Source organism: Streptomyces sp. NPDC001135 (assembly GCF_053598395.1).
In genome coordinates, this window is record NZ_JBSFKD010000010.1 from 68342 (window position 1) to 92494 (window position 24153).

Annotated in this window: 18 protein-coding genes; 4 read left to right on the forward strand and 14 right to left on the reverse strand. The window is 70.5% G+C overall.

Annotated features, from left to right (window positions below; all coding sequences use genetic code 11):
• Positions 1-51 precede the first annotated feature (51 nt).
• Positions 52-438: an ATP-binding protein gene (locus tag ACWC94_RS14945; protein ID WP_450796952.1), complete on the forward strand. Its 387-nt coding sequence runs from the start codon at positions 52-54 to the stop codon at positions 436-438.
• A 26-nt stretch (positions 439-464) separates the two neighbouring features.
• On the opposite strand, the gene ispG is transcribed toward ACWC94_RS14945, so the two are convergent.
• From ispG to dxr, 3 genes are all read right to left on the reverse strand, one after another.
• On the reverse strand, positions 465-1622 hold the full coding sequence (ispG, locus tag ACWC94_RS14950) for a flavodoxin-dependent (E)-4-hydroxy-3-methylbut-2-enyl-diphosphate synthase (protein ID WP_450796953.1): 1158 nt from the start codon (positions 1620-1622) through the stop codon (positions 465-467).
• Positions 1623-1851: 229 nt separating this feature from the next.
• The gene (locus ACWC94_RS14955; RefSeq protein ID WP_450797079.1) at positions 1852-3144 is read right to left on the reverse strand and encodes a M50 family metallopeptidase; all 1293 of its coding nucleotides are present in this window, start codon (positions 3142-3144) and stop codon (positions 1852-1854) included.
• 8 nt (positions 3145-3152) lie between these two features.
• Positions 3153-4424 carry a 1-deoxy-D-xylulose-5-phosphate reductoisomerase gene (gene dxr / locus ACWC94_RS14960; protein ID WP_450796954.1) on the reverse strand — a complete coding sequence of 424 codons (1272 nt, stop codon included), beginning with the start codon at positions 4422-4424 and terminating at the stop codon, positions 3153-3155.
• A gap of 382 nt (positions 4425-4806) precedes the next feature.
• Between dxr and ACWC94_RS14965 the strand changes: the two genes are divergently transcribed.
• Positions 4807-5280, forward strand: a complete 474-nt coding sequence (locus ACWC94_RS14965) for a hypothetical protein (RefSeq protein WP_450796955.1) — start codon at positions 4807-4809, stop codon at positions 5278-5280.
• A 34-nt stretch (positions 5281-5314) separates the two neighbouring features.
• On the opposite strand, the gene ACWC94_RS14970 is transcribed toward ACWC94_RS14965, so the two are convergent.
• The 6 genes from ACWC94_RS14970 to ACWC94_RS14995 form a co-directional block, all read right to left on the reverse strand.
• Entirely contained in the window at positions 5315-7252 is a 1938-nt protein-coding gene (locus ACWC94_RS14970; RefSeq protein WP_450796956.1) for an acyl-CoA dehydrogenase family protein, read from the reverse strand.
• A 340-nt stretch (positions 7253-7592) separates the two neighbouring features.
• The gene (locus ACWC94_RS14975; RefSeq protein WP_450796957.1) at positions 7593-8489 is read right to left on the reverse strand and encodes an SMI1/KNR4 family protein; all 897 of its coding nucleotides are present in this window, start codon (positions 8487-8489) and stop codon (positions 7593-7595) included.
• Between the two features lie 133 nt (positions 8490-8622).
• Positions 8623-9993: a S53 family peptidase gene (locus ACWC94_RS14980; protein ID WP_450796958.1), complete on the reverse strand. Its 1371-nt coding sequence runs from the start codon at positions 9991-9993 to the stop codon at positions 8623-8625.
• 258 nt (positions 9994-10251) lie between these two features.
• Positions 10252-11697, reverse strand: coding sequence for an aldehyde dehydrogenase family protein (locus ACWC94_RS14985; protein WP_450796959.1), 1446 nt, complete (start codon positions 11695-11697; stop codon positions 10252-10254).
• 286 nt (positions 11698-11983) lie between these two features.
• Complete coding sequence (locus ACWC94_RS14990; RefSeq protein WP_450796960.1) at positions 11984-13699, reverse strand: PucR family transcriptional regulator; 1716 nt, start codon at positions 13697-13699, stop codon at positions 11984-11986.
• A 109-nt stretch (positions 13700-13808) separates the two neighbouring features.
• On the reverse strand, positions 13809-16295 hold the full coding sequence (locus tag ACWC94_RS14995; RefSeq protein ID WP_450796961.1) for an ATP/GTP-binding protein: 2487 nt from the start codon (positions 16293-16295) through the stop codon (positions 13809-13811).
• 312 nt (positions 16296-16607) lie between these two features.
• Here ACWC94_RS14995 and gabT point away from each other — a divergent pair, with 312 nt between their 5' ends.
• A complete protein-coding gene (gene gabT / locus ACWC94_RS15000; RefSeq protein ID WP_450796962.1) occupies positions 16608-17942 on the forward strand; it encodes a 4-aminobutyrate--2-oxoglutarate transaminase in 1335 nt (444 codons plus the stop codon).
• 377 nt (positions 17943-18319) lie between these two features.
• Positions 18320-19066: a phosphatase PAP2 family protein gene (locus tag ACWC94_RS15005; RefSeq protein WP_450796963.1), complete on the forward strand. Its 747-nt coding sequence runs from the start codon at positions 18320-18322 to the stop codon at positions 19064-19066.
• A gap of 127 nt (positions 19067-19193) precedes the next feature.
• Here ACWC94_RS15005 and ACWC94_RS15010 read toward each other — a convergent pair whose 3' ends face one another.
• The 5 genes from ACWC94_RS15010 to ACWC94_RS15030 all read right to left on the reverse strand — a co-directional run bounded on the left by ACWC94_RS15010 (position 19194) and on the right by ACWC94_RS15030 (position 24148).
• Positions 19194-19667 (reverse strand): hypothetical protein, encoded by a 474-nt coding sequence (locus tag ACWC94_RS15010; RefSeq protein WP_450796964.1) that lies wholly within the window; start codon positions 19665-19667, stop codon positions 19194-19196.
• A gap of 132 nt (positions 19668-19799) precedes the next feature.
• Complete coding sequence (locus ACWC94_RS15015) at positions 19800-21230, reverse strand: NAD(P)/FAD-dependent oxidoreductase (protein WP_450796966.1); 1431 nt, start codon at positions 21228-21230, stop codon at positions 19800-19802.
• A 37-nt stretch (positions 21231-21267) separates the two neighbouring features.
• The gene (locus ACWC94_RS15020; protein WP_450796967.1) at positions 21268-22068 is read right to left on the reverse strand and encodes an ABC transporter permease; all 801 of its coding nucleotides are present in this window, start codon (positions 22066-22068) and stop codon (positions 21268-21270) included.
• A complete protein-coding gene (locus tag ACWC94_RS15025) occupies positions 22068-22997 on the reverse strand; it encodes an ABC transporter permease (protein WP_450796968.1) in 930 nt (309 codons plus the stop codon). The genes ACWC94_RS15020 and ACWC94_RS15025 overlap by 1 nt, the downstream gene beginning before the upstream one ends.
• A complete protein-coding gene (locus tag ACWC94_RS15030) occupies positions 22997-24148 on the reverse strand; it encodes an ABC transporter ATP-binding protein (RefSeq protein WP_450796969.1) in 1152 nt (383 codons plus the stop codon). The genes ACWC94_RS15025 and ACWC94_RS15030 overlap by 1 nt, the downstream gene beginning before the upstream one ends.
• Between the last annotated feature and the right edge of the window lie 5 nt (positions 24149-24153).

Genomic DNA, 24153 nt, shown 5'->3' on the forward strand with positions numbered 1-24153 from the left:
TGCGGAAGCGTAAGCAGCATAAAGTCAGAAATCTCCACCCCCGAATTCACCATGCGCCTCACCTCCACCCCGCGCGGAGCGCGGCTTGCCCGGCGGCTCGTCTCGCACCGGCTGGACGAGTGGGGGCACCCCTACGACGGACCCGTCAATGAAGCCGTCACACTGATCGCCGCCGAGCTCGTCGCGAACGCCGTACGGCACGGGCACGTACCCGGTCGGGACTTCCGGCTCCAGCTCATCGAGTCGGCCGGAGCCCTGCGGGTGGAGGTTTCCGACACCCGTGCCGAGCGGCTGCCCGAGGTACGGGTTCCGCAGGATGAGTCCGGCCGTGGGCTGCTGCTGGTGGAGGCGCTCGCCGACAAGTGGGGTGTCACTCCGCGGGAACGCGGCAAATCCGTCTGGGCGGAGGTACACGTGAGTCCCGCCACCACACGGTGACGGGACTCGCAGGACAGTCGAAGGGATCAGCCCGTGACCGACACCGACGGCTCGCCCGACTCCACGCCCTCGTCCTGCATCTGCTCGGCCAGCTTCATGGCCTCCTCGATGAGGGTCTCGACGATCTTGGACTCGGGGACCGTCTTGATGACCTCGCCCTTGACGAAGATCTGGCCCTTGCCGTTGCCGGAGGCGACGCCGAGGTCGGCCTCGCGGGCCTCGCCGGGGCCGTTGACGACGCAGCCCATGACGGCCACGCGGAGGGGGACGTCCATGCCCGTCAGGCCGGCGGTGACCTCCTCCGCCAGCTTGTAGACATCGACCTGGGCGCGGCCGCAGGAGGGGCAGGAGACGATCTCCAGGCCGCGCTGGCGCAGGCCGAGGGACTGGAGGATCTGGAGACCGACCTTGACCTCCTCGGCGGGGGGCGCGGACAGGGACACGCGGATCGTGTCGCCGATGCCCTGGCTCAGCAGGGCTCCGAAAGCCACCGCCGACTTGATCGTGCCCTGGAACGCCGGGCCGGCCTCCGTGACACCCAGGTGCAGCGGGTAGTCGCACTGCGCCGCCAGCTGCTTGTACGCCTCGATCATGATCACCGGGTCGTTGTGCTTCACCGAGATCTTGATGTCGCGGAAGTCGTGCTCCTCGAACAGCGACGCCTCCCACAGGGCCGACTCGACCAGGGCCTCGGGGGTCGCCTTGCCGTACTTCTGCAGCAGGCGCCTGTCGAGGGAGCCGGCGTTGACGCCGATGCGGATCGGGGTGCCGTGGTCCTTGGCGGCCTTGGCGATCTCCTTGACCTTGTCGTCGAACTGCTTGATGTTGCCTGGGTTGACGCGGACCGCGGCGCAGCCGGCCTCGATGGCGGCGAAGACGTACTTGGGCTGGAAGTGGATGTCCGCGATGACCGGGATCTGGGACTTCCTGGCGATGGTCGCGAGGGCGTCGGCGTCGTCCTGGGTGGGGCAGGCCACACGGACGATCTGGCAGCCGGACGCGGTCAGCTCGGCGATCTGCTGGAGGGTGGCGCCGATGTCGGACGTACGGGTCGTGGTCATCGACTGGACCGAGACGGGCGCATCTCCGCCGACCGCCACGCTTCCGACCTGGATCTGCCGGCTCTTCCGGCGCTCGGCGAGCTTGGTCGGAACGGACGGCATGCCGAGAGAAATCGCAGTCATCTGCTGTGCAACCCCAAGTCGTGGATCAAGGTCCGGTCCCGCGGGCCGGCGGGCTCCAGGCTTCGAGGTTACGGCACGGGCCTTGGCGCGAGCACATCCCACCCGGCAAACCCACCCGATGGAAGGCGGCCCGGAACCACGCGTCCCGGGCCGCCCCGAACGTCGGATGACGGGGAGATTCTCCCCGGGTTAACCACGTCCGGCCGACCACGTCCGGCTCGTCGCCCCGCTAACTGATCTTGACCGGGTTGACGAGGTCCGCGACCAGGACGAGCAGGGTGAAGCAGACGAAGATCCCGGCCACCACATACGCCACCGGCATCAGCTTCGCCACGTCGAACGGGCCGGGGTCCGGGCGGCGCAGCACCCTGGCCACGTTCCGCCGCAGGGCCTCCCACAGGGCGCCCGCGATGTGCCCGCCGTCGAGCGGGAGCAGCGGGAGCATGTTGAACAGGAACAGGGAGAGGTTGAAGCCGGCGAGGAGCATCACGAATCCCGCGACCTGCTGGGAGGCGGGGATGTCGAGGGTGGCGATCTCGCCGGTCACCCGGGCCGCTCCGACGATGCCCATCGGGGAGTCCGGCTCGCGCGGGCCGTCGCCGAAGGCGGCGTCCCACAGGCCGGGGATCTTGCCGGGCAGGGCGGCGAGCGAGTCGACGGCGTCACCGACCCGGTCGGACATCCAGGTCACGGACTGGCCGAAGTCCTGGTGGACGACGCCGGTGGCGGCGCTGAAGCCGAGGAAGCCGGCCTCGACGTACTTGCCCTGGACGTACTGGCCGCTGGAGTCCTTCTTGGCGACCCTGTTCGTCGCGATCGTCGTGTGCAGGGTCAGCTCCTGGCCCTTGCGGTCGACGACGATCGCGACGCTCTTGCCGGCGCTGTCGCGGATGAGGTCCGAGAGCGTGTTCCAGTCCTTGGTCGCGACGCCGTCAAAGGAGACGATCCTGTCGTGCGGCTTCATGCCGGCCTGCGCCGCCGGGGACACCGGGTCGGACTTCTTGCAGGTGTCGCGGTGCTGGCTCTGGTCGATGGAGCACGGCGAGACCGAGGCGACGGTGGTGGTCTGCTGCTGGATGCCGAAGCCCATCAGGACCGTGAAGAACAGGCCGATCGCCAGGATCAGGTTCATGAACGGGCCCGCGAACATGACGATGACGCGCTTCCACGGCTTGCGCGTGTAGAACATGCGCGTCTCGTCACCGGGCTGCAGTTCCTCGAAGGCGGCCGAGCGGGCGTCCTCGATCATGCCGCGCCACGGCGAGGTGGAGCGGGCGGAGACCCGGCCCTGGTCGTCGGGCGGGAACATCCCGATCATGCGGATGTAGCCGCCGAGCGGGACGCCCTTGATGCCGTACTCGGTCTCGCCCTTCTTCCGCGACCAGATGGTCGGGCCGAAGCCGACCATGTACTGCGGGACGCGGATGCCGAAGAGCTTGGCCGTGGACAGGTGCCCCAGCTCGTGCCATGCGATCGAGACCAGCAGGCCGACCACGAAGACCACTATGCCGAGGATGAACATCAAGGTCGTCATGCACGCGCCTCCGCGGTCGCCGTCGTGGCTGTCAGTTCACGGGCCCGGGCTCGCGCCCAGGTCTCCGCTTCGAGGACGTCCGACACCGTGAGTGAAGTTCCCGTGTCCGGGGTGCCGTGCTCCTCGACGATCCGGGTGACGGTTTCCATGATCCCGTTGAAGGGCAGGGCGCCGCTGCGGAAGGCCTCGACGCACTCCTCGTTGGCCGCATTGAACACCGCCGGAGCGGTCCCCGCGAGCCGCCCCACGTGCCGGGCGAGGTTCACCGAGGGGAAGGCCTCGTTGTCCAGCGGGAAGAACTCCCAGGTGGAGGCCCTGCTCCAGTCGAAGGCGGGCGCGGCGTCGGGGACGCGTTCGGGCCAGCCCAGACCGATGGCGATGGGCCCGCGCATGTCGGGGGGCGTCGCCTGGGCGATCGTGGATCCGTCGGTGAACTCGACCATCGAGTGGACATACGACTGGGGATGCACGACCACCTCAATGCGGTCGAAGGGAATGTCGTAGAGGAGGTGCGCCTCGATGACCTCCAGGCCCTTGTTGACGAGGGTCGCGGAGTTGATCGTGATCACCGGGCCCATGGCCCAGGTGGGGTGGGCGAGGGCGTCCTCGACGGTGACGTGCGCCAGCTCGGCCTTGCTACGGCCGCGGAAGGGGCCGCCGGAGGCCGTCACCACGAGCTTGCGGACGTCGGCCCGCGTCCCCGACGCCAGCGCCTGGAAGAGGGCGGCGTGCTCGGAGTCGACCGGGATGATCTGCCCCGGCTTGGCGAGCGCCTTGACCAGGGGCCCGCCGACGATCAGGGATTCCTTGTTGGCGAGCGCGAGGGTGCGGCCCGCCTCCAGGGCGGCGAGGGTGGGGGCCAGGCCGATGGAGCCGGTGATGCCGTTCAGCACCGTGTGGCAGTCGGAGGCGGCGAGCCGGGTGGCGGCGTCCGGTCCGGCGAGGATCTCGGGGAGCGGCTCGCCGGGGCCGTACTCGGCGGCGAGGGCCTCGCGCAGGGCGGGTACGACGTCCTCGCGGGCGACCGCGACGGTCCGCACCCGCAGCCGGTGCGCCTGCTCGGCGAGGAGGGCGACGCGGCCGCCGTTCGCGGACAGGGCGGTGACCCGGAAGCGGTCGGGGTGGCGCAGCACGAGGTCGATCGCCTGGGTGCCGATGGATCCGGTGGAGCCGAGGATCACCACGTCCTTGGGGCCGTCGCCCGCGAGGGGGTCGTAGACGAGGTGCGGATCGGCGAGGGGTGCCGGATGGGTGGGGCTGTCGGTCATCCCTCCATTGTTGCCGCAAGCGGTGACGGTCCGGACAGGGCGTCCCCCGGGCGGGTGCGTGAACGGGTTTCGTCACCGTGTGGAGTGACCTTCCCCTCGTGAAGTCTCAGTGAAGATCATGTGATAACACTTCACTCGCATCACTTTCGCGGACGACATCGCGTCGGACACGTACCAGGGCCGCCGCGCCCACGTCTGGAACCACGGCCGGGACACGGCCACCCTCACCAGGGTGAGCGGGTCCAAAGTGGACTCCTGTTCCTGGACCACGCGGGCCCCGAGCGACAAGTACTGCTGAAAATGTGCACGTCGGGTCCCGGGAGATGGCATCCTTCTCCGTCGGGGCCCAGTCAAGAAGGGCCAAAGGGGGAGGAGTTCCACCATGAACCGTATGCGCGCGACCGCGGCCGTCCTGGCCACCGCGGGAGTTCTGAGCGCCGCTCAGCTCGGCGTCGCCGGAGCGGCATCGGCCGCCACCCGGACGTCGACCAGCGCCGGCTGCCCGATCAACATCGTGTACCCGAGCCGCTTCTACGTCGACTCGCACGGCTGGGTCACGAACGGGGGCCTGTACTTCGGCATCAAGAGCAAGACGTCCCAGAGCTTCAAGAAGGTCACGTTCAACGTCACGAACGTCAAGAACCTCCGCTTCGGCAAGGCCAAGCCGACCGGCGGCCGGATCACCCGCAACTCCACCACGTCGGTGTCCGTCTACACGGGGACGTTCAAGGGCAAGGCCAGCCTCGGCTTCAGGGTGCCCTCGCACCTGCTCAACAAGAACTCCTACCAGCTGAAGTTCAGCCTGTACGGCTCGGGCTGGAACTGCGCCGTGAAGCAGGGCACCTGGGGAGCCTGATCCCAGGCGCCCTGTCGGCCGGCGCAGGAGGGGCTCAGTCGCCGTAGGGGCGGCGCTCACTCGGCCGGGTAGCCGGTCCGGGGGTCGCGTCGGCGATCCACGGACCGTCCCCGGACGGGTCGACGATCCCCTCCTCGAGCCAGGTGTAGGCCCCGCCGAGGACGCCCTTGACCACACTGCGGTCGAGGGCGTCGGTGTTGGTCCACAGCCGGCCGAAGAGTTCCTCGACCCGGATCCGGGCCTGCCGGCAGAAGGCGTCGGCCAGCTGGTAGGCCTCGCGGCCGTGTTCGTCCCGGCCGCGCAGCATCTCGGCCCGGACACAGGCCGCGCTCATCGCGAACAGCTCGGCGCCGATGTCCACGATCCGGCCGAGGAAGCCCTGCTTGGTCTCCATCCGGCCCTGCCAGCGGGACATGGCGTAGAAGGTGGAGCGGGCCAGTTTGCGGGCGGTGCGCTCGACATAGCGCAGGTGCCCGGACAGGTCGACTCCGTGCTTGAACTGGCCGTAGGACGTGGGAAGCTGACCCGGCCCGGCGACCAGCTTCGGCAGCCACTTGGCGTAGAAGACACCCGCGTTCGCGCCCGCCTTCGCCTTGTCGGACAGGGACTTGTCGGGGTCGATGAGGTCACCGGCGACCGTGAGGTGGGCGTCGACGGCCTCGCGCGCGATCAGCAGGTGCATGATCTCCGTCGAGCCCTCGAAGATGCGGTTGATGCGCAGGTCACGCAGCATCTGCTCGGCCGGGACGGCCCGTTCACCGCGCGCCCTGAGGGACTCGGCGGTCTCGTAGCCGCGTCCGCCGCGGATCTGGACCAGTTCGTCGGCCATCTTCCAGGCCATCTCGGAGCCGTAGAGCTTGGCGAGGGCGGCCTCGATACGGATGTCGTTGCGGTCCTCGTCGGCCATCTGCGAGGACAGGTCGAGGACGGCCTCCAGGGCGAAGGTGGTGGCCGCGATAAAGCTGATCTTGGAGCCGACGGCCTCGTGCAGCGCGACCGGCTTGCCCCACTGCTCGCGCTCCGCCGACCATTCGCGGGCGATCTTCAGGCACCACTTGCCGGACCCCGCGCACATCGCCGGCAGTGACAGCCGGCCGGTGTTGAGGGTGGTGAGCGCGATCTTCAGGCCCGCGCCCTCGGGGCCGATGCGGTTCGCCGCCGGGACCCGCACCTGGTGGAACCGGGTGACCCCGTTCTCGATGCCGCGCAGCCCCATGAAGGCGTTGCGGTTCTCGACGGTGACGCCCTCCGCGGTCGCCTCCACCACGAACGCGGTGATGCCGCCCTTGTGCCCCTCGGACTTCGGGACGCGCGCCATGACGACGAGCAGGTCGGCGACCACGCCGTTGGTGGTCCACAGCTTCACCCCGTCGAGGACGTAGTCGTCCCCGTCCGGTACGGCCGTGGTGGCCAGCCGCGCCGGGTCGGAGCCGACGTCCGGCTCGGTGAGCAGGAAGGCGGAGATGTCGGTGCGGGCGCAGCGCGGCAGGAAGGCGTCCTTCTGCTCCTGGGTGCCGAAGATCTTCAGCGGCTGTGGTACGCCGATCGACTGGTGGGCGGAGAGCAGCGCGCCGACGGCCGGACTCGCGGAGCCGGCCAGGGCGAGGGCCCTGTTGTAGTAGAGCTGGGTGAGGCCGAGACCGCCGTACTTGGGGTCGATCTTCATGCCGAGGGCGCCGAGCTCCTTCAGGCCCGCCACGACCTCGTCGGGGATGCGGGCCTCGCGCTCGATGCGGGCGGAGTCGATCGTGGACTCGCAGAACGCGCGCAGCTTGGCGAGGAACTCCTCGCCGCGCAGGACGCTCTCGGGGTCCGGGAGCGGGTGGGGGTGGATGAGGTCGAGCCGGAAGCGCCCGAGGAACAGTTCCTTGGCGAAGCTGGGCTTGTGCCAGTCCTGCTGCCGGGCGGCCTCCGCCACCTGGCGTGCCTCGCGCTCGGTGACGGTGGTGCGTGAAGTGGTGGGGGCGGACATGAGGCTCACCTCGCCGCGAAGAGGGATGATTCGGACCGTTCGCTACCGACCAGTGCTACTGGATCGTTGGTACCCGAAACGGGCCGACCCCACCACCCCTCGCGGTCCGTTCAGCGGAATTCCCAGCCGATGGCGGTCAGCCGATGTCGACGGATGAGGACTTCGCGTCCAGGCGTCCCGAGCCCTTGAGGACCTCGATCCCGGACTCGCTCCCGGAGACGTACTACGGTTCGTGCGCCGCCCGCGTGAGAGGGGGCCGGCACCGGAAGGCAGCGGTGCCGGACCCCTCCCCTCAGGGCGGGCCTGCACCCCCAGCCTACATGGAAACGATTCCCATTACCTAGTATCGCTGGAACCAGTGGGCGCGGAAGTGGCGGGCGGTCGAGAAGGGCTGCTGCGGATCGGTGAGCAGGCGGTGGACGAACTCCCCGGTCGACCCGTCGAACCGGTAGGCGGTGCCGTCGTCCTCGTAGGCGATGACGGGCCACGCGTCGGGGTCGGGGCCCTCGGTGAGCCAGTGGAACGTGTCGGCCTGCTCACTGTCGGCCCACTTCAGCAGCCCGCCCGGAGCCGGGTAGGGCCAGTGCGGCTCCCACAGCCGGTTGCCGTGCACCTCGGCCCACCGGGCCAGCCACTCGCTGTACTCGACGAGGTCGGAGTGCGGGTCGCCGGGCAGGTAGAGCTGGAGATAGCCGTCGAAGGCGCCGCGCCCGAACACCTCGGCCAGCCGCTTGTAGTCGCTCGGCAGCGCGGTCCCGAGCCTGGCCTCGGCCGCCGCCCAGTCGACGGCGTGCGGCCGGTCCGCCACCCATCCCGTGACGGCGACGACCCGGTCCACCCAGGAGGCGTCCTCCGGCAGCCCCGCCGCGGAGGGTGCGGTCCGCCCGGCGATGACGACGACGGTGCGTACGCCGTCGCCGGTGCGGGCGGTACCGCAGCCGACCCAGCGCCCGCCGGCGGCCCACGCGCACATCTCGACCACGTCGCCGCCGAACGGAGCGAGGAGCGGCAGCCCGGTCCGCTCGGAGGCCGCCGGGTCGGCGCTCCCGTCCCTGACCAGCGTGCGCGGCTGTCCGTACCAGCCGCTCAACTCCTCGCGCAGCGCGGCCGGCCCGGTCCCGTCGGACGCCGTCAGGCACACGTGCCCCCTCGGATGCCCGGCCTCCCGGCACTCCAACTCCCGGTTGTGCGACCAGACCAAGGGGTGGATGGCCGCGAGCACTTCATGGGTGTCCATGGCGGGGCAGTGAAGCACATGCCACTGACAGCGGATCGCACGGAGGTGCTCCCTGCCGTACCGCTGGACACGCCGACGGCCCGGGTCGGGGACCCGGGCCGTCCTGGGGACTTCCCCTGTGTGTGGCGGAGCGTCAGCCGTGGTGGGCGGCCTTCGCCAGGGCCGGCACGAAGCGCAGGGCGTCCAGAGTGCCCACGCCCGTGGCCATGTCGTAGCCGTTGACCGCCTTGTAGCCCTTGACACCCTGGTAGGTGTTGTCGGTGCCGTCGTTGACGTCGACGATGCCCGGGTTCTTCTGCTTGAGAAGGGTGTAGAGGGCGCCGTTGATGTCCCCGACGCGGTGACCGGCCGCCTGGTCGGCGAGGGCGACGATGCCCGAGAACAGCGGGCTGGCCTCGCTGGTGCCGCCGCTGACGTCCCAGCCGGTGGCGGTCGGGTCGTAGCTGGAGTAGACCCAGGCGCCGCCGTTGACCGCGGCGGCCATCGAGATGTCCGGGGTGCCGCGGCGGGTGCCCACGACGTTCTTCACGCCGTCCTGGAAGGACGGACGCGTGAACACGTGGGACTGGCCGCCGCCGCCCGCGCCGTAGTCGTTGTAGACGCTGTCCGGCTTGACGCGCTCACCCTTGTCGTTCAGGTGGAGCTGGGTACCGCCGATGGAGGTGACCAGCGGGTCCGACGAGGGCCAGGAGTTGACGCGCTTCTTGTAGTACGTCTTGCCGTCCAGCTTCATGTCCGTGGCGCCGCCGTCACCCGAGGAGGCGAGGACGGTCACGTGCTTGCGCTGGGCGTCCTCGAAGGCGTACCGCAGCTTCTTGATGCTGGAGAAGTCGCCCTTGTCGAAGCCCGGGAAGGTGTTCTCGGTGGCGCCGAAGCTCTGGCTGATGACATCGCCGACGCCCTGGTCGATCAGGTGCTTCTCGGCGGACATCATCTCCGGCAGACCGGTGGTCCCCTCGGTCTCCGCGACCGCCGTCTCCACCAGGACGATCTTGGCGCCGGGCGCGACGGCATGGGCCATCTCGACGTCCAGGGTCGTCTCACCGGCCCAGCCGGTCATGTCGGAGTTCTTGGGGTCGAACTTGGGGACGTGGCCCCACTTGACCACCTTGACCTTGGTGCTGGGCAGCCCGAACTGCTTGCTGTACACGTCCAGATCGTGCTGGACGGTCGGGGACCCGAAGGAGTCGACGATGACGATCGTGCGGCCCTTGCCGGTGATCCCCTTCTTGTACAGGGGGTTCAGGTTGTACGCGGTGCGGTACTGCAGCGGGTTGTAGCAGTTGATGTGCCACTTGGCCTGGCACTGCGCGATCGGGAGCGGGCTGGCCACGCCGTGGACCAGGTTGTGCCCCGCGATGGCCGGTGCCGCGAAGGTGTGCGGTACACCGGCGGGCGCGGCGGTGGTGGCGCCGGCCTGGGAGGTGGCCGCCAGTGCGGCGGCGGCGAGCGCGACGGTGGCGGCGGACGCCGCGACGCCGCGCCCGGTACGGGCTATGTGCATGTGGTCCCCTGAGTGTTCCTGAAGCGTCCTGAGCGGGAGGACCCGGCCCGGACGAACTGGTCAGGCGCATCTCATCGGGTGGGTCATGGACAGAACAAGACACAGGGCAACACTCTTGAACGACCGATGTCGAATCCTTTACCAGGGGCCAGAAAACGGGGAAACGGACACAGGGTTATCCCTCGGTCCGGGAACAGGAACGGCCGGAGCCCCCGCACAGTGGGCTCCGGCCGTTCTGTCCGACCTGTCCGTGGCAGGTCAGAGCGCGAGACCGGTGAGAACCAGCACGCGCTCGTAGGTGTAGTCCTCCATCGCGAACCGCACGCCTTCGCGGCCCACACCGGACTGCTTGGCGCCGCCGTACGGCATCTGGTCGGCGCGGTAGGACGGGACGTCGCCGATCACCACGCCGCCGACCTCGAGGGCGCGGTGGGCACGGAAGGCGACCTGCAGGTCGTGGGTGAACACGCCCGCCTGGAGGCCGTACTTGGAGTCGTTGACCGCGGCGAACGCCGCGGCCTCGCCGTCCACCTTCTGCACGGTGAGGACCGGCCCGAAGACCTCCTCGCAGGCGAGGGTGGCGTTCGCGGGTACGTCGGTGAGGACGGTCGGCGCGTAGGAGGCGCCGTCGCGGTCGCCACCGGTGAGGAGCGTGGCACCGGCCTCGACGGCCTCCTTGACCCACGACTCGACGCGCTTGGCGGCGTCCTCGCTGACCAGCGGGCCGACGTCCGTCTTGGCGTCGGACGGGTCACCGGTGACCTGGGCCTCGACGGCGGCGACGATGCGCGGCAGCAGACGGTCGTACACGGAGGCGTCCGCGATGACCCGCTGCACGGAGATGCAGGACTGGCCGCCCTGGTAGTTGGAGAAGGTCGCGATGCGGGTCGCGGCCCAGTCCAGGTCGGCGTCGGAGGCGAAGTCGCCGAGGACGACCGCGGCTCCGTTGCCGCCCAGCTCCAGCGTGCAGTGCTTGCGCGGCACCGAGTCCATGATCGCGTAGCCGACCTTCTCGGAACCGGTGAAGGAGATGACCGGCAGGCGCTCGTCCTGGACGAGGGCGGGCATGCGGTCGTTGGCGACCGGCAGGATGCTCCACGACCCGGCGGGCAGCTCGGTCTCGGCCAGCAGCTCGCCGATGACCAGGCCGGAGAGCGGGGTGGCCGGGGCCGGCTTGAGGATGATCGGGGCACCGGCGGCGATCGCCGGGGCGACCTTGTGGGCGCACAGGTTCAGGGGGAAGTTGAACGGCGCGATGCCGAGCACGACACCCTTCGGGAAGCGACGGGTGAGGGCGAGCCGGCCCTGGCCGCCGGCGTCGGTGTCGAGGCGCTGGGCCTCGCCGCCGTTGAACCGCCGGGCCTCTTCGGCGGCGAACCGGAACACGGAGACGGCGCGGCCGACTTCCCCCCGGGCCCACTTGATGGGCTTGCCGTTCTCGGCGGAGATCAGCTGGGCGATCTCCTCGGTGCGCTCGACCAGCCGCTTGCTGACGTGGTCCAGGGCGGCGGCGCGCACGTGCGCCGGGGTGGCGGCGAACTCGTCCCGCACGGCGTACGCGGCGGCCACGGCCTCCTCGACCTGGGCGTCGGTCGGCACACTGACCTTGCCGACGAGCCGGCCGTCCCACGGGGAGGTGACGTCGAAGGTGTCCTCGCCGGTGACCTGGCGGCCGGCGAGCCAGAAGGCATGGGTGGAAGTCATGTCGTGAGTCCCGGCCCTTCCGCGTTCGGGGGTGTTCTTTCGGTTCGCTGTCCACGGTAGGGCGGGGGCGGCCGGGGGTCGTTTGTCCGAGTCGTAGCAGTCGGGGTGGGGGGTGTGCCGGAATGGCGGGGTCACGCGCGGCGCATCGACAGCGCGAACCGGCCGGGGCCCGGCGAGGAGGGCGTAGACGGCGGAGCGGGGGCGGCGGAGACGGGGACGGTCAAGGAGGGAAGAGCACCATGCCCCCTCGTCTCCTCGCCCCCTGCCCCTGCCCCGGCCGGGCAGGTCACTCCGTCGACGTCGCCTTCAGGGCGAGCCAGAGTTCCATCCGGACGTCGGGGTCGTCCAAGGAGCGTCCCAGGATCTCCTCGACGCGTCGCATCCGGTACCGCAGGGTGTGCCGGTGGACACCGAGGTCCGCCGCCGCCGCGTCCCACTGCCCGTGCCGCGACAGCCACGCCCGCAGGGAGGCGACCAGATCACCCCGCCCCGTCGCGTCGTGCTCGTGCAACGCCCGCAGCAGCCCGTCGGCGAACGCCTTCACCGCGTCGTCGGCCAGCAACGGCAGTACGGATCCGGCGGCGAGCTGCTCGTGCTCCACCAGCACGCGCCCCCGCCGCCGGGCCACGGACAGCGCCTGCTCGGCCTGTTTGTAGGCCGCCGCCGCGGCGATCGGCCCGGCCGGCGCGGACAGCCCGACGACCAGTTCGTCCTCGTCGGACGCGGCCTGCTCGGGCACCGCTCGCGCCGCTTCCAGCGCCGCCGCGTACTGCGTACAGGCGGCCACCGCCGCGCCCCCGTCGGTGGCGAGCACCACCAGCCGCTCCCCTTCGGGCACGACCAGCACGGCTTCCCCGGAGCGCGCGGCGGCGGACTCCACGGTCTCCGTCAGCCCGCCCAGCGGGTCCCCGCCGGTGTCGGTGGCGGCGAGAACGGCGGCCGGGGCCGCCTGCCCCGTGGCCCCGGGCACACGCGCGTGGGTGTGGGCGTGGGCGTGCGCGTTGGCATGGGCATGGGCATGGGCATGAGCGTCCGCGTGCGCCCGTGCGGCCGAGCCGGACACCGATTCGGCGACGATCACCCGGAACGGCGCGTCGAGGAGCCCGCCGTACAGGTCCCCGGCGACGGCACGGGCGTGGTCGGGCTGCCCGGCGAGCAGCATGCGCAGCACCGCCGTACCGATGCGCTGCTCGGCGGCGTGCAGGGAACGGGAGCGTTCGGTGGTGAGGGTGAGCAGGGCGATGGCGGAGTGGACGGCGTACCGTTCGGCGGTGCCGAGGGCTGCGGCCGTACCGACGGCGAGCGCGGCGCGTGGCCGCCGCCCCGTGCCCAGGGAGTGCAGCTCGACCCGGTCCTCGTGATCGGGCCCGCCGACCACGGAGGAGGCGGGGGCGGGCCGCTCCCGCAGCCGCTCGACCTCGGCGGTCAGCCGGGCGGCCCGTCGGCCGGCCCACTCGGGCGCGGCGGCGACGACGGCTCCGGAGGCGTCGTACAGGGCCGCCCATCCGTCGACCTGCCCGGCGAGCGCGCCGAGCAGTCCCTCGGGCCCGGCGCCCAGGGCCTGCTTGGTCAACTCGCGCTGCGCGGCGAAGCCGGCCGTGACGGCCCGGTACTGGTCGGCGGCGATGGCGGCGGACACCGCCTTGCTGATGGCGAGGAAGGGGGTGCGGCGGGGTACCTCCAGCAGCGGCAGCCCTTCCGCCTGCGCGGCCTCGACGAGAGCTTCGGGAATCTCCTCGTAGTTCACCCCGACGGCGAACCCGAGCCCGACGACACCGGCGCCCACCAGGCGTTTCACATACCGCCGCATGGCCTCCGGGTTCTCCGCGTCCAGCTTGAGCGCGGTGATCAGCAGCAGCTCGCCGCCCTCCATGTACGGCACGGGGTCGGCCAGCTCGCTGACGTGGGCCCAGCGGACGGGCACGTCGAGGCGGTCCTCGCCCGCGCGCACGGTCAGTTTGAGCGCGGAGTGGTGGACGAGCGAGGCGAGGGTCGGGGGCATGAGGCCTTCACGGTGAGGGAGATCGGGAGATCTTTCGGTGATCTTTTGGCCGTAACGTATGAACGACCTATGCCGATTCTGCCTCACCGTACGGTCCCCCGGCGCCCCCTCACCCCCGAAGGTCCACCAACAACGGGGGCGCGTGCTCCCCGCGCACACTGGTCAACGACAACACGGCATGCCCGGCAGGCACCCCATGAGCCAACTCGGAAGCCGACCAACGCTCCCGCTCCACCTGCCGCACGGTGACGGCCTCCGTGGTCACCGCTTTGCCGGTCACCAGCTTGCGCAGGGCATGGATGGCGCGTGTCATCGGCTGGTCCGCGAACACGGTGTGCCGGGCCACGTCCTGGGTCTCCACCCACTGCGTGCCCCAGGCTTCCGCAAACCTGGCACCGTCCCATGTGGTCACACCGGAGAAGGCCATGCGGCAGCCCACGGCCGCGTACAGCGGCCCGTGCAGTACCTCGGGAACGTCACCGACCGTGCGCAAAGTGAGCACCACGGCCGCGTTGCAGGAACGCAAGCGCTGGATGCGGCGCACGGACTCGGTCGTCACGGCACCGGTGGCGTCGTCCAGGACGAGGCAGGCGAAGTGGGCCCGCTCGCCTGTCGGCACCACGGCACCGAACTGGGCGAGCAGCAGCCGGGTGACGATCCGGGACGCCTCTTCGTGTCCGCGGCCGGGCAGGTCGATACGAACGCGGAGCGGATGGTGGGCGACGGAGCGCAGGGAGAACGGCCGAGCGCTCCCGCCGCCCCCGCCGAAGAACTCGGCGAACACCGGCCGGTCCAGCACTGCGAGCCGGTCGGCGAGGACCGGTCCGGGATCGCCCGCAGTGCCCGACTGCCGGGCGCGGGCATCGAGTTCGCGGCGCATCACGGTGTGCTCGTCCCCGGCGAGCGCAGCGCGCAGCGCGGCAAGGGTCGAGGACTCACCTTCCAGTAGTTCGCGCAGCACGGGCAGGGTCGGGAAGCGCCCGTAGGCCGCCCGGTAGGGGCCGAGGAGCTGGGCGAGCGCGGTGACCGCCCGCTGACCGCTCACCGAGTCGAGGTCTCCGGCCAGCCCCTCCGCCAGAAGGACGGCCGCCTCGTCGGGGTCGTCGGAGTCCGCGTAGGGATCGAGGTCGTGCACGGAGGCCGGGTCGCCGAGGCGGACGACCACGTCGTACGCCGAATCGGGGCCGAGCGGGGTGCCGGCCGCACCCACGGCGATCACCGCGCACTGCCCGGCGAGCGCCTGCAGGCCGAGCGACTCGACGACGGGCCGGATCAGGTGGCGCGTCTTACCGGAGCCCGACGGCCCGACGGCCAGCAGCGAGGTGCCCAGGGTGTCCGGCGCGAGAGCGGCTCCTGCGCCTCTGTAGGCGAGCGGGGTGCGGTCGCCTGCCACCCACTGCCCGATACGCACCTGTCCTGCGAGCAGATCATGCCGAGCCGCCCGGCCTGGCAGGTCACGGACACCGGAGGGGTGGGTCCAGGCGGCGCCACCCTCGCGCAGCACCGTGTCGGCGAAGGAGGAGATACGGGCCCGGGCACGTGCCACGGTCCACATGTGGCCGATCCTGGCGCAGTCCACGTCGTTCATCCGGCCGGCGTCAACCTCGGCGGCGAGCACGTCCGCGGCCTGATGCTGACCGGCCTCGCGCAGTTCGGGCCACTGCGACGGCCGCCGGTCGGCGGCCGGTGGCTCAGCCTCGGCCATCCTGGCCTGCGCCCGCGCGGCGAGCGCCTCCTTCGCGAGAGGCCACCAGCCACCGACCCGGGCGAACGGCCACAGCACCAGCAGGGTGATGAGCGCGTACAGTCCGTCGGTGAGCGGCTCCGACGCGAACACACCATAGTCTCCTGTGATCAGAACGATCAGGGAGAACAACGGGTCCTGAACGGGCAAGGCGTCCCAGGCGAGTCCGAACGCGTTAGGGAAGACGAAGGCCAGTGCGATCAGCGCCCCGAGAGCGGCGATGAGGGCACGAGCGGGCTGCTCACGCCGGGTGACGACGTGGCGGGTGATGTCCGCCCAACTGCCCAGGCGCGCCATGCCGTAGATGAGGATCGCGAAGAACACTCCGTCGGCAACCGTCTTGGCCTCGGCTCCCTGGTAGCCCTTCGGCGACGCGGTGCCGCTCCACCACCAGTCCTCGGGGGTGAGCAGCTTGAGAACGGTCCACTGGTACGGGATCGTGCCGTGTCGCCACAGTGACCACAGGAGCAGTCCCGCAGCCAGGGGGACGACGAAGCCGACGATGGTCACAGGGGCCAGTCGCTGTCCCTGGCGTGCCGCCCTGGGGGGGCGGTAGCCGTAGCGCCAGATGCCGGGCTCGACGGCCGGGCGCGGCTGGTCGAGCCACTCGGCGACGGGCGAGCGGGGTTGCGCCTGATGGGGGGTGTGTCCGGGTGCGGCCGGCACCGACGGCGGGGCCGGCGCACGCGTCGGCCGTGGCGGCACGGCAGGGGCGCCGTATGGCGGAGCGGCGCTGCCGTACGGCGCAGCGGGCCCGTTGCGTGGCGCCACGGGCACATCCGTCGGCTCCGCTGGGCGCGGCACAGGGTGCGCATGTGTGCCCTGCGTGTCCTGCGTCCCGTCGCTGTCCATCGCCCTGCCCCCTGACCAGCCGCTCCGTCCACCGTCAGCGAGTCAATCTAATGCCCTCGCAAGGGGAGTTCAGCGATTGCGTGGCTGGGCACGCGGTGAGATGCGCGCACGCCGTCGCGTCGTCCTCCCAGTTCCTCTATATCCACTCCGGACAACCGTTCTCCCCGACAACGCCCACATGGAGCATGCCCACCCCCCGCCCCCGGCCCTAGCCTGCGAAGAAAGATAGGTAAGCGGCTGAAAACGCACCGCCCGGAATCGTCCGGGACCGCCCGGTACGCAGATCAACGCAAGATCATCAGGGAGCCCCCAATGACCGCACTTCCGCAGGAGCGTCGCGTCGTCACCGCCATCCCCGGCCCGAAGTCGCAGGAGCTGCAGGCCCGCCGTACCGCCGTGGTCGCGCAGGGTGTGGGCTCCGTACTGCCCGTCTTCACGGCGCGCGCGGGCGGCGGGATCATCGAGGACGTCGACGGCAACCGGCTCATCGACTTCGGGTCCGGTATCGCCGTGACCAGCGTCGGCGCGTCCGCCGAGGCCGTGGTGCGGCGGGCCTCCGCCCAGCTCGCGGACTTCACCCACACCTGTTTCATGGTCACCCCCTACGAGGGCTACGTGGAGGTCGCGGAGGCTCTCGCCGAGCTGACCCCGGGTGACCACGCCAAGAAGTCCGCGCTGTTCAACTCCGGCGCCGAGGCCGTCGAGAACGCCGTCAAGATCGCTCGTGCCTACACCAAGCGGCAGGCCGTCGTCGTGTTCGACCACGGTTACCACGGGCGGACCAACCTGACCATGGCGCTCACCGCCAAGAACATGCCGTACAAGCACGGCTTCGGGCCGTTCGCGCCCGAGGTGTACCGGGTGCCGGTGGCGTACGGCTACCGCTGGCCGACCGGGGCGGAGAACGCCGGCCCCGAGGCCGCCAAGCAGGCCATCGACCAGATCACCAAGCAGGTCGGCCCGGACAACGTGGCCGCGATCATCATCGAGCCGGTGCTCGGCGAGGGCGGCTTCATCGAGCCGGCCAAGGGCTTCCTGCCGGAGATCGTGAAGTTCGCCAACGACAACGGCATCGTGTTCGTGGCCGACGAGATCCAGTCCGGCTTCTGCCGGACCGGGCAGTGGTTCGCCTGTGAGGACGAGGGGATCGTCCCCGACCTGATCACCACCGCCAAGGGCATCGCCGGCGGGCTTCCGCTCGCCGCCGTCACCGGGCGTGCGGAGATCATGGACGCCGCGCACGCCGGCGGGCTGGGCGGTACGTACGGCGGCAACCCGGTCGCCTGCGCGGGTGCGCTCGGTGCCATCGAGACCATGAAGGAGCTCGACCTCAACGGCAAGGCCAAGCGCATCGAGGAGATCATGAAGGGTCGCCTCACCGCCATGGCCGAGAAGTTCGAGATCATCGGTGATGTGCGCGGGCGCGGTGCCATGATCGCCATCGAGCTGGTCAAGGACCGGACCACCAAGGAGCCGAACCCCGAGGCCACCGCCGCGCTCGCCAAGGCGTGCCACGCCGAGGGCCTGCTGGTCCTGACCTGTGGCACCTACGGCAACGTGCTGCGTTTCCTGCCCCCGCTGGTGATCGGCGAGGGCCTCCTGGGCGAGGGTCTCGACATCATCGAGCAGGCCTTCTCGCGCATCTGAGCGAGCGGTCCGCACCTCTGACGGGCACCTGCGGCAGGCCGTGTGAAGAAGGTGTGCGAGGTGGATGACGGGACGCGATTCCGTCTGCCCAAGCGCCCCGGGCTGCCGTAGGTTCTACCCAGATGAGAGATACACCCCGCCCACAGGGGACTGTGGGCGATCTCAGGCCGAGGCCTCCCCAGCTTCGACCTGGTCGTGCCCTCGCGCACACAACCGGCGCCTGACGGCTCCGGGATCTCCTCACCGATCGGACGGTCGCCGCCCCAAACCCCCCGGGGCGCGCGACGTTCCGATCCGGACGGCCGCCTCGGAACGCCCCCCCTGTTCCGGGGCGGCCGACCTCCTTCTCGCCGAGCCCGTCTGTCAAGCTGGGCGCCGTGTCGACCGCAGTCCGCCGTGCCCCGCTCCTCAGCCTCCCGGCCGTCCTCTTCGCGCTCATCACCTGGCAGGTGGCCGGTCACGGCCCGTTGCTGCGTCTGGACGCCCGCCTCAGCCGGGCCCTCGTCCACCCGGACCGGTTCTCCGAGCTTCTCTCCGACCTCGGGAACATCCAGGTCGCCGTCCCGGTGCTGGCCCTGGCCCTCGGGTACGCGGCCTGGCGGGGGCGCGCCGCCGGTGCGGACCGGTGGTGGCTGCCGCCGCTCGCCGCGGCCGTCCTGATGGCGCTCGTCCCGGCGCTCGTCGTACCGCTCAAGGACTGGACCGCGCGGCCGGGGACGCCCGTGATGCCCCCCGGTGCGGGGTACTTCCCCTCCGGTCACACGGCCACGGCGGCCGTCGCGTACGGCTCCGCCACCCTGCTCCTGCTCCCCTGGCTGCGCTCCTCGGCCGCCCGCCGCACCCTGGTCACCGGCTGCGCGGCCCTCGTCCTCGGGGTGTCGTACGGCCTGGTCCGCCACGGCTATCACTGGCCGCTGGACGTGGTGGCCAGCTGGTGTCTGTGCGCCATGCTGCTGACCGCCTTCCCCGTGTTCGCCGGCCTCGGCGGCCGAAGCGGGCGCCGGGGTCCTTCCGGAACTCCCGGTTCTCGTGACCGTCCCGGTTCACCGGCCACGCCATCGGGCCCCGCGGTGACGGCCGGGTTCCGTGGGCCGTGTACGAGCCGCGGTTCGTCTTCTCCGTGAGGCCGTCGCGCTCCTAGTGAGATCGTCGGGTTCCTCGTGAGGTCGTCGCGTTCGTCGTGAGGCCGCCGCGCGGGGCGTTGACCACCGGCGGGTACACCCCGGGGCACCGGTCCCGCCGCCCCGGGCCCTAACCGTCCCCCTCCCCGCCCCTGGCCTGGTCCGCCGCCGCCTGGTCCGCCGCCGCCTCGTGCATCGCCAGTTCCAGCAGCGCCGGGTCGGTCAGCGTGCCCGAGCCGTCGGGCGGCACCAGCCAGCGCACGCCCTGGGCGGCCCGGCCCGGATACGGCACGACGATCCAGGTGCCGGGGCCCGCGGTACGGATGCCGGTGCCGAGCCAGCGGGCCGCGGTGCCCGGGGGCACGAAGAACCCGACCCGGTTGTCACCGAAGTCGGCGAGTACCGGACCGGGCCGGTCGAGGACCCGGGTGAGCACGTCCAGGGTCGGGTATCCGAGGTCACCCGGCAGGATCAGCACGTCCCAGGCCCTGCCGGCGGGCAGCAGCGCGACACCGAGGGGGTTGCGCTCCCATTCCCAGCGGCAGGCCTCGGGATCCGGCGCGACGGACACCAGCCACTCCACGGCCGTCTTCGCCCCAGTCATCAGAAGGCCTCCCTCTTCTCTCGCCCGACCGTTCTTCCGCGGTCGTGTCAGGAGGAGAGAGGGAGGCCTTCCGCGGGCATTACGCGGGTTTCGCGACCCGATTCAAGTGATCTGGCTCACACTCGTGCGGGTTCAGCTGTCGAATCCCAGCCCCAGCCGGTCCATCGTCCGCAGCCACAGGTTGCGCCGGCCGCCGTGCGCGTCCGCGCGGGCCAGGGACCACTTGGTGAGCGCGATCCCGGTCCAGGCGAACGGCTCGGGCGGGAACGGCAGCGGCTTCCTGCGGACCATCTCCAGCTCCGTCCGCTCGGTGCGCTCCCCGTCCAGCAGGTCCAGCATCACGTCCGCGCCGAAGCGGGTCGCGCCCACACCGAGGCCCGTGTAGCCCGCGGCGTACGCGACCTTCCCCTGGTGCGCCGTGCCGAAGAACGCCGAGAAGCGTGAGCAGGTGTCGATCGCGCCGCCCCAGGCGTGGGTGAAGCGGACGCCCTCCAGCTGCGGGAAACAGGTGAAGAAGTGGCCCGCGAGCTTGGCGTACGTCTCCGGCCGGTCGTCGTACTCGGCGCGGACCCGGCCGCCGTAGTGGTGGATCGCGTCGTAGCCGCCCCACAGGATGCGGTTGTCGGCGGACAGACGGAAGTAGTGGAACTGGTTGGCCGAGTCACCGAGGCCCTGTCTGTTCTTCCAGCCGATCTCCGACAACTGGTCGCCGGTCAGCGGCTCGGTCATCAGCGCGTAGTCGTAGACCGGGACGGTGTAGGAGCGCACGCGGCGCAGCAGGTTCGGGAAGATGTTCGTGCCGAGGGCGACCCGTCGGGCGTGGACCGCGCCGTACGGGGTGCGTACGGCCATCCCGGCGCCGTACTGCTTCAGGGTCAGCGCGGGTGTGTGCTCGTACACCCGCACTCCGAGCCGCACACACGCCTTCTTCAGGCCCCAGGCCAGCTTGGCCGGGTGCAGCATGGCCACGCCCCGGCGGTCCCACAGGCCGGCCTCGAAGGTCGGCGAGTTCACCTGCTCGCGTACGGCGTCGGCGTCCAGGAACTCGATGCCGTCGGCGAGGCCCTTCTCCTCCAGCTCCCGGTGCCAGTCCTTCAGTTCCCACGCCTGGTAGGTCTCGGTGGCGACGTCGATCTCGCCGGTGCGCTCGAAGTCGCAGTCGATGCCGTGCCGGGCGATCGCGGCCTCGATCTCGTCGAGGTTGCGCCGGCCGAGTTCCTCCAGCTTCTGGATCTCGTCGGGCCAGCGGGCCAGGCCGTTGGGCAGGCCGTGGGTGAGGGAGGCGGCGCAGAAGCCGCCGTTGCGGCCGGAGGCGGCCCAGCCCACCTCGCGGCCTTCCAGCAGCACCACATCGCGCTGCGGATCGCGCTCCTTGGCGTTCAGCGCGGTCCACAGCCCGCTGTAGCCGCCGCCGACGACCAGCAGGTCGCAGGTGTCGGTGCCGGTGAGGGCGGGTTCGGCGGGTGGCTTGCCGGGGTCTTCCAGCCAGTACGGGACCGGCTGGGCTTCGGAGAGAGAGGAGATCCAGTTGTCTTTGCCACGGCTCATGGCGCTTGGGGCCATGATTTCAACTCCCTACAGAGGACTTTCCGGAAAAGGCCTACGCCTTTTGCTTGTTACGGCGATTGCTGACGACCATCGAGGTCAGGACGAAGAGCACGGCGACGAGGAACATGGCCGTACCGATGACGTTGATCTGGACGGGTGTGCCGCGCTGCGCCGAACCCCACACGAACATCGGGAAGGTGACGGTCGAGCCGGCGTTGAAGTTGGTGATGATGAAGTCGTCGAAGGAGAGCGCGAACGACAGCAGCGCGCCCGCGGCGATGCCCGGTGCCGCGATGGGCAGGGTGACCCGCAGGAAGGTCTGCACGGGCCCGGCGTACAGGTCCCGGGCGGCCTCCTCCAGGCGCGGGTCCATCGACATCACGCGCGCCTTGACCGCGGTGACGACGAAGCTGAGGCAGAACATGATGTGCGCGATCAGAATCGTGTAGAAGCCGAGCTGGGCGCCCATGTTGAGGAACAGGGTGAGCAGCGAGGCGGCCATGACGACCTCGGGCATCGCCATCGGCAGGAAGATCAGCGAGTTGACGGCGCCGCGGGCGCGGAAGCGGTAGCGGACCAGCGCGAAGGCGATCATCGTGCCGAGCAGGGTGGCGCCGATCGTCGCCCACACGGCGATCTGCAGGCTGATGGACAGCGAGCCGCACATGTCGGCGACGCCGCAGGGCTGCTTCCAGGCGTCCAGTGAGAACTGCTGCCACTCGTAGTTGAAGCGGCCCTTCGGCTTGTTGAAGGAGAACACCGTGACGACGACGTTCGGCAGCAGCAGGTACGCGAGCGTCAGGAGTCCCGCGATGACGACGAGACGGCGCTTGAGCCAGGTGACGAAGGGCATCAGACCAGATCCTCCGTCCCGGAGCGGCGAATGTAGATCGTGACCATGGCCAGGATCGCGGCCATGAGGATGAAGGAGAGGGCCGCGGCGGTCGGGTAGTCCAGGATCCGCAGGAACTGCGTCTGGATGACGTTGCCGATCATGCGGGTGTCGGTGGAGCCGAGGAGTTCGGCGTTGACGTAGTCACCGGCCGCGGGGATGAAGGTCAGCAGCGTGCCGGAGACCACGCCCGGCATCGACAGCGGGAAGGTGACCTTGCGGAAGGTGGTCCACGGTTTGGCGTACAGGTCGCCGGCCGCCTCGTGCAGCCGCCCGTCGATCCGCTCCAGCGAGGTGTACAGGGGCAGGATCATGAACGGCAGGAAGTTGTACGTCAGTCCGCACACCACCGCGAGCGGGGTGGCGAGGACGCGGTCGCCGGCCGTCCAGCCGAGCCAGTTGGTGAGGTCCAGGACGTGCAGCGAGTTCAGGGCGTGCACGACCGGGCCGTTGTCGGCGAGGATCGTCTTCCAGGCCAGGGTGCGGATCAGGAAGCTGGTGAAGAACGGCGCGATCACCAGGATCATGAGCAGGTTCTTCCAGCGGCCCGCGCGGAAGGCGATGAGGTAGGCCAGCGGGTAGCCGAGCACCAGGCACAGGATCGTCGCGGCGGCCGCGTAGAAGACCGACCGCAGGAACTGCGGCCAGTACTCGGACAGGGCGTCCCAGTACGTCACGAAGTGCCAGGTGACCTTGTAGCCCTGCTCCAGGGAACCCGTCTGCACGGACGTGGAGGCCTGGTAGATCATCGGCAGTGCGAAGAAGACGACCAGCCACAGCAGGCCGGGCAGCAGCAGCCAGTACGGGGTGAACCGGCCGCGCTTGCGCGGGGGCCTCTTCTCCTCGGTGGCGGGGGCGAGAGGCGGTGGCGCCTCGGTGAGCGTCGACATCAGGCGGCCGCCTCTTCCTCGGTCCCCGCGTCGATGTCCTGGGCGGCGTCCAGGCCGAAGGTGTGCGCGGGGCTCCAGTGCAGGACGATGTCGGCGCCGGGGACGAGCCGGCCGTCGCGCTCGACGTTCTGGACGTACACCGAGAGTTCGTCGCAGACGGGGCTGTCGATCACGTACTGGGTGGAGACCCCGATGAAGCTGGCATCGGCGATCTTGCCGGTGAGGCGGTTGCGGCCCTCGGGGATCGAGCCGGCGTCGTCGGCGTGCGTGAGCGCGATCTTCTCGGGGCGGATGCCGACCAGCACCTTGCCGCCGGCCGTCGTGGGGGCGGAACATCGCGCCTCGGGCAGCACCAGTTTGCCGCCGGCCGCCTTGAGCACGATGTCGTCGCCGTTCTTCGTGTCGACCTCGGCCTCGATGAGGTTGGAGGTGCCGAGGAAGTTCGCGACGAACGTCGTCTGCGGGTTCTCGTAGAGGTCGGTCGGCGAGCCGAGCTGTTCGACGCGGCCCGCGTTCATCACGGCGACCGTGTCGGCCATGGTCATGGCCTCCTCCTGGTCGTGCGTGACGTGCACGAAGGTGATACCGACCTCGGTCTGGATGCGCTTGAGCTCCAGCTGCATCTGGCGGCGCAGCTTGAGGTCGAGGGCGCCGAGCGGCTCGTCGAGGAGGAGCACCTTGGGGTGGTTGATCAGCGCGCGGGCGACCGCGACGCGCTGCTGCTGGCCGCCGGAGAGCTGGTGCGGCTTCTTGCGCGCCTGCTCGCCGAGCTGGACCAGCTCCAGCATCTCCTCGACCTGCTTCTTCACGCTCTTGATGCCGCGCCGGCGCAGACCGAAGGCGATGTTCTCGAAGATGTCCAGGTGCGGGAAGAGGGCGTAGGACTGGAAGACGGTGTTGACCGGCCGTTTGTACGGCGGCAGGTGGGTGACGTCCTGGTCGCCGAGGCGCACGGTCCCGGAGGAAGGTTCCTCCAGGCCGGCGATCATGCGCAGGGTGGTGGTCTTGCCGCAGCCGGAGGCACCGAGCAGGGCGAAGAAGGAGCCCTGCGGCACGGTCAGGTCCAGCGGCTGTACGGCGGTGAAGCCGTTGTCGTAGGTCTTGCTGATACCGGAGAGGCGGACGTCGCCGCTGTTGTCTGGTGTCGTCATCGTCG

Excerpts from the sequence above, each read along its gene's own strand:
- ACWC94_RS15015 (WP_450796966.1), bottom strand. The coding sequence starts at position 21,230 with ATGGCCCCAAGCGCCATGAGCCGTGGCAAAGACAACTGGATCTCCTCT.
- ACWC94_RS14955 (WP_450797079.1), bottom strand. The coding sequence starts at position 3,144 with ATGTTCATCCTCGGCATAGTGGTCTTCGTGGTCGGCCTGCTGGTCTCG.
- ACWC94_RS15025 (WP_450796968.1), bottom strand. The coding sequence starts at position 22,997 with ATGTCGACGCTCACCGAGGCGCCACCGCCTCTCGCCCCCGCCACCGAG.
- ACWC94_RS14995 (WP_450796961.1), bottom strand. The coding sequence starts at position 16,295 with ATGGACAGCGACGGGACGCAGGACACGCAGGGCACACATGCGCACCCT.
- ACWC94_RS14975 (WP_450796957.1), bottom strand. The coding sequence starts at position 8,489 with ATGGACACCCATGAAGTGCTCGCGGCCATCCACCCCTTGGTCTGGTCG.
- ACWC94_RS14945 (WP_450796952.1), top strand. The coding sequence starts at position 52 with ATGCGCCTCACCTCCACCCCGCGCGGAGCGCGGCTTGCCCGGCGGCTC.
- ACWC94_RS14965 (WP_450796955.1), top strand. The coding sequence starts at position 4,807 with ATGAACCGTATGCGCGCGACCGCGGCCGTCCTGGCCACCGCGGGAGTT.
- ACWC94_RS14970 (WP_450796956.1), bottom strand. The coding sequence starts at position 7,252 with ATGTCCGCCCCCACCACTTCACGCACCACCGTCACCGAGCGCGAGGCA.
- ACWC94_RS15010 (WP_450796964.1), bottom strand. The coding sequence starts at position 19,667 with ATGACTGGGGCGAAGACGGCCGTGGAGTGGCTGGTGTCCGTCGCGCCG.
- ACWC94_RS14990 (WP_450796960.1), bottom strand. The coding sequence starts at position 13,699 with ATGCCCCCGACCCTCGCCTCGCTCGTCCACCACTCCGCGCTCAAACTG.
- ispG (WP_450796953.1), bottom strand. The coding sequence starts at position 1,622 with ATGACTGCGATTTCTCTCGGCATGCCGTCCGTTCCGACCAAGCTCGCC.
- ACWC94_RS14985 (WP_450796959.1), bottom strand. The coding sequence starts at position 11,697 with ATGACTTCCACCCATGCCTTCTGGCTCGCCGGCCGCCAGGTCACCGGC.
- dxr (WP_450796954.1), bottom strand. The coding sequence starts at position 4,424 with ATGACCGACAGCCCCACCCATCCGGCACCCCTCGCCGATCCGCACCTC.
- gabT (WP_450796962.1), top strand. The coding sequence starts at position 16,608 with ATGACCGCACTTCCGCAGGAGCGTCGCGTCGTCACCGCCATCCCCGGC.
- ACWC94_RS15030 (WP_450796969.1), bottom strand. The coding sequence starts at position 24,148 with ATGACGACACCAGACAACAGCGGCGACGTCCGCCTCTCCGGTATCAGC.
- ACWC94_RS15020 (WP_450796967.1), bottom strand. The coding sequence starts at position 22,068 with ATGCCCTTCGTCACCTGGCTCAAGCGCCGTCTCGTCGTCATCGCGGGA.
- ACWC94_RS14980 (WP_450796958.1), bottom strand. The coding sequence starts at position 9,993 with ATGCACATAGCCCGTACCGGGCGCGGCGTCGCGGCGTCCGCCGCCACC.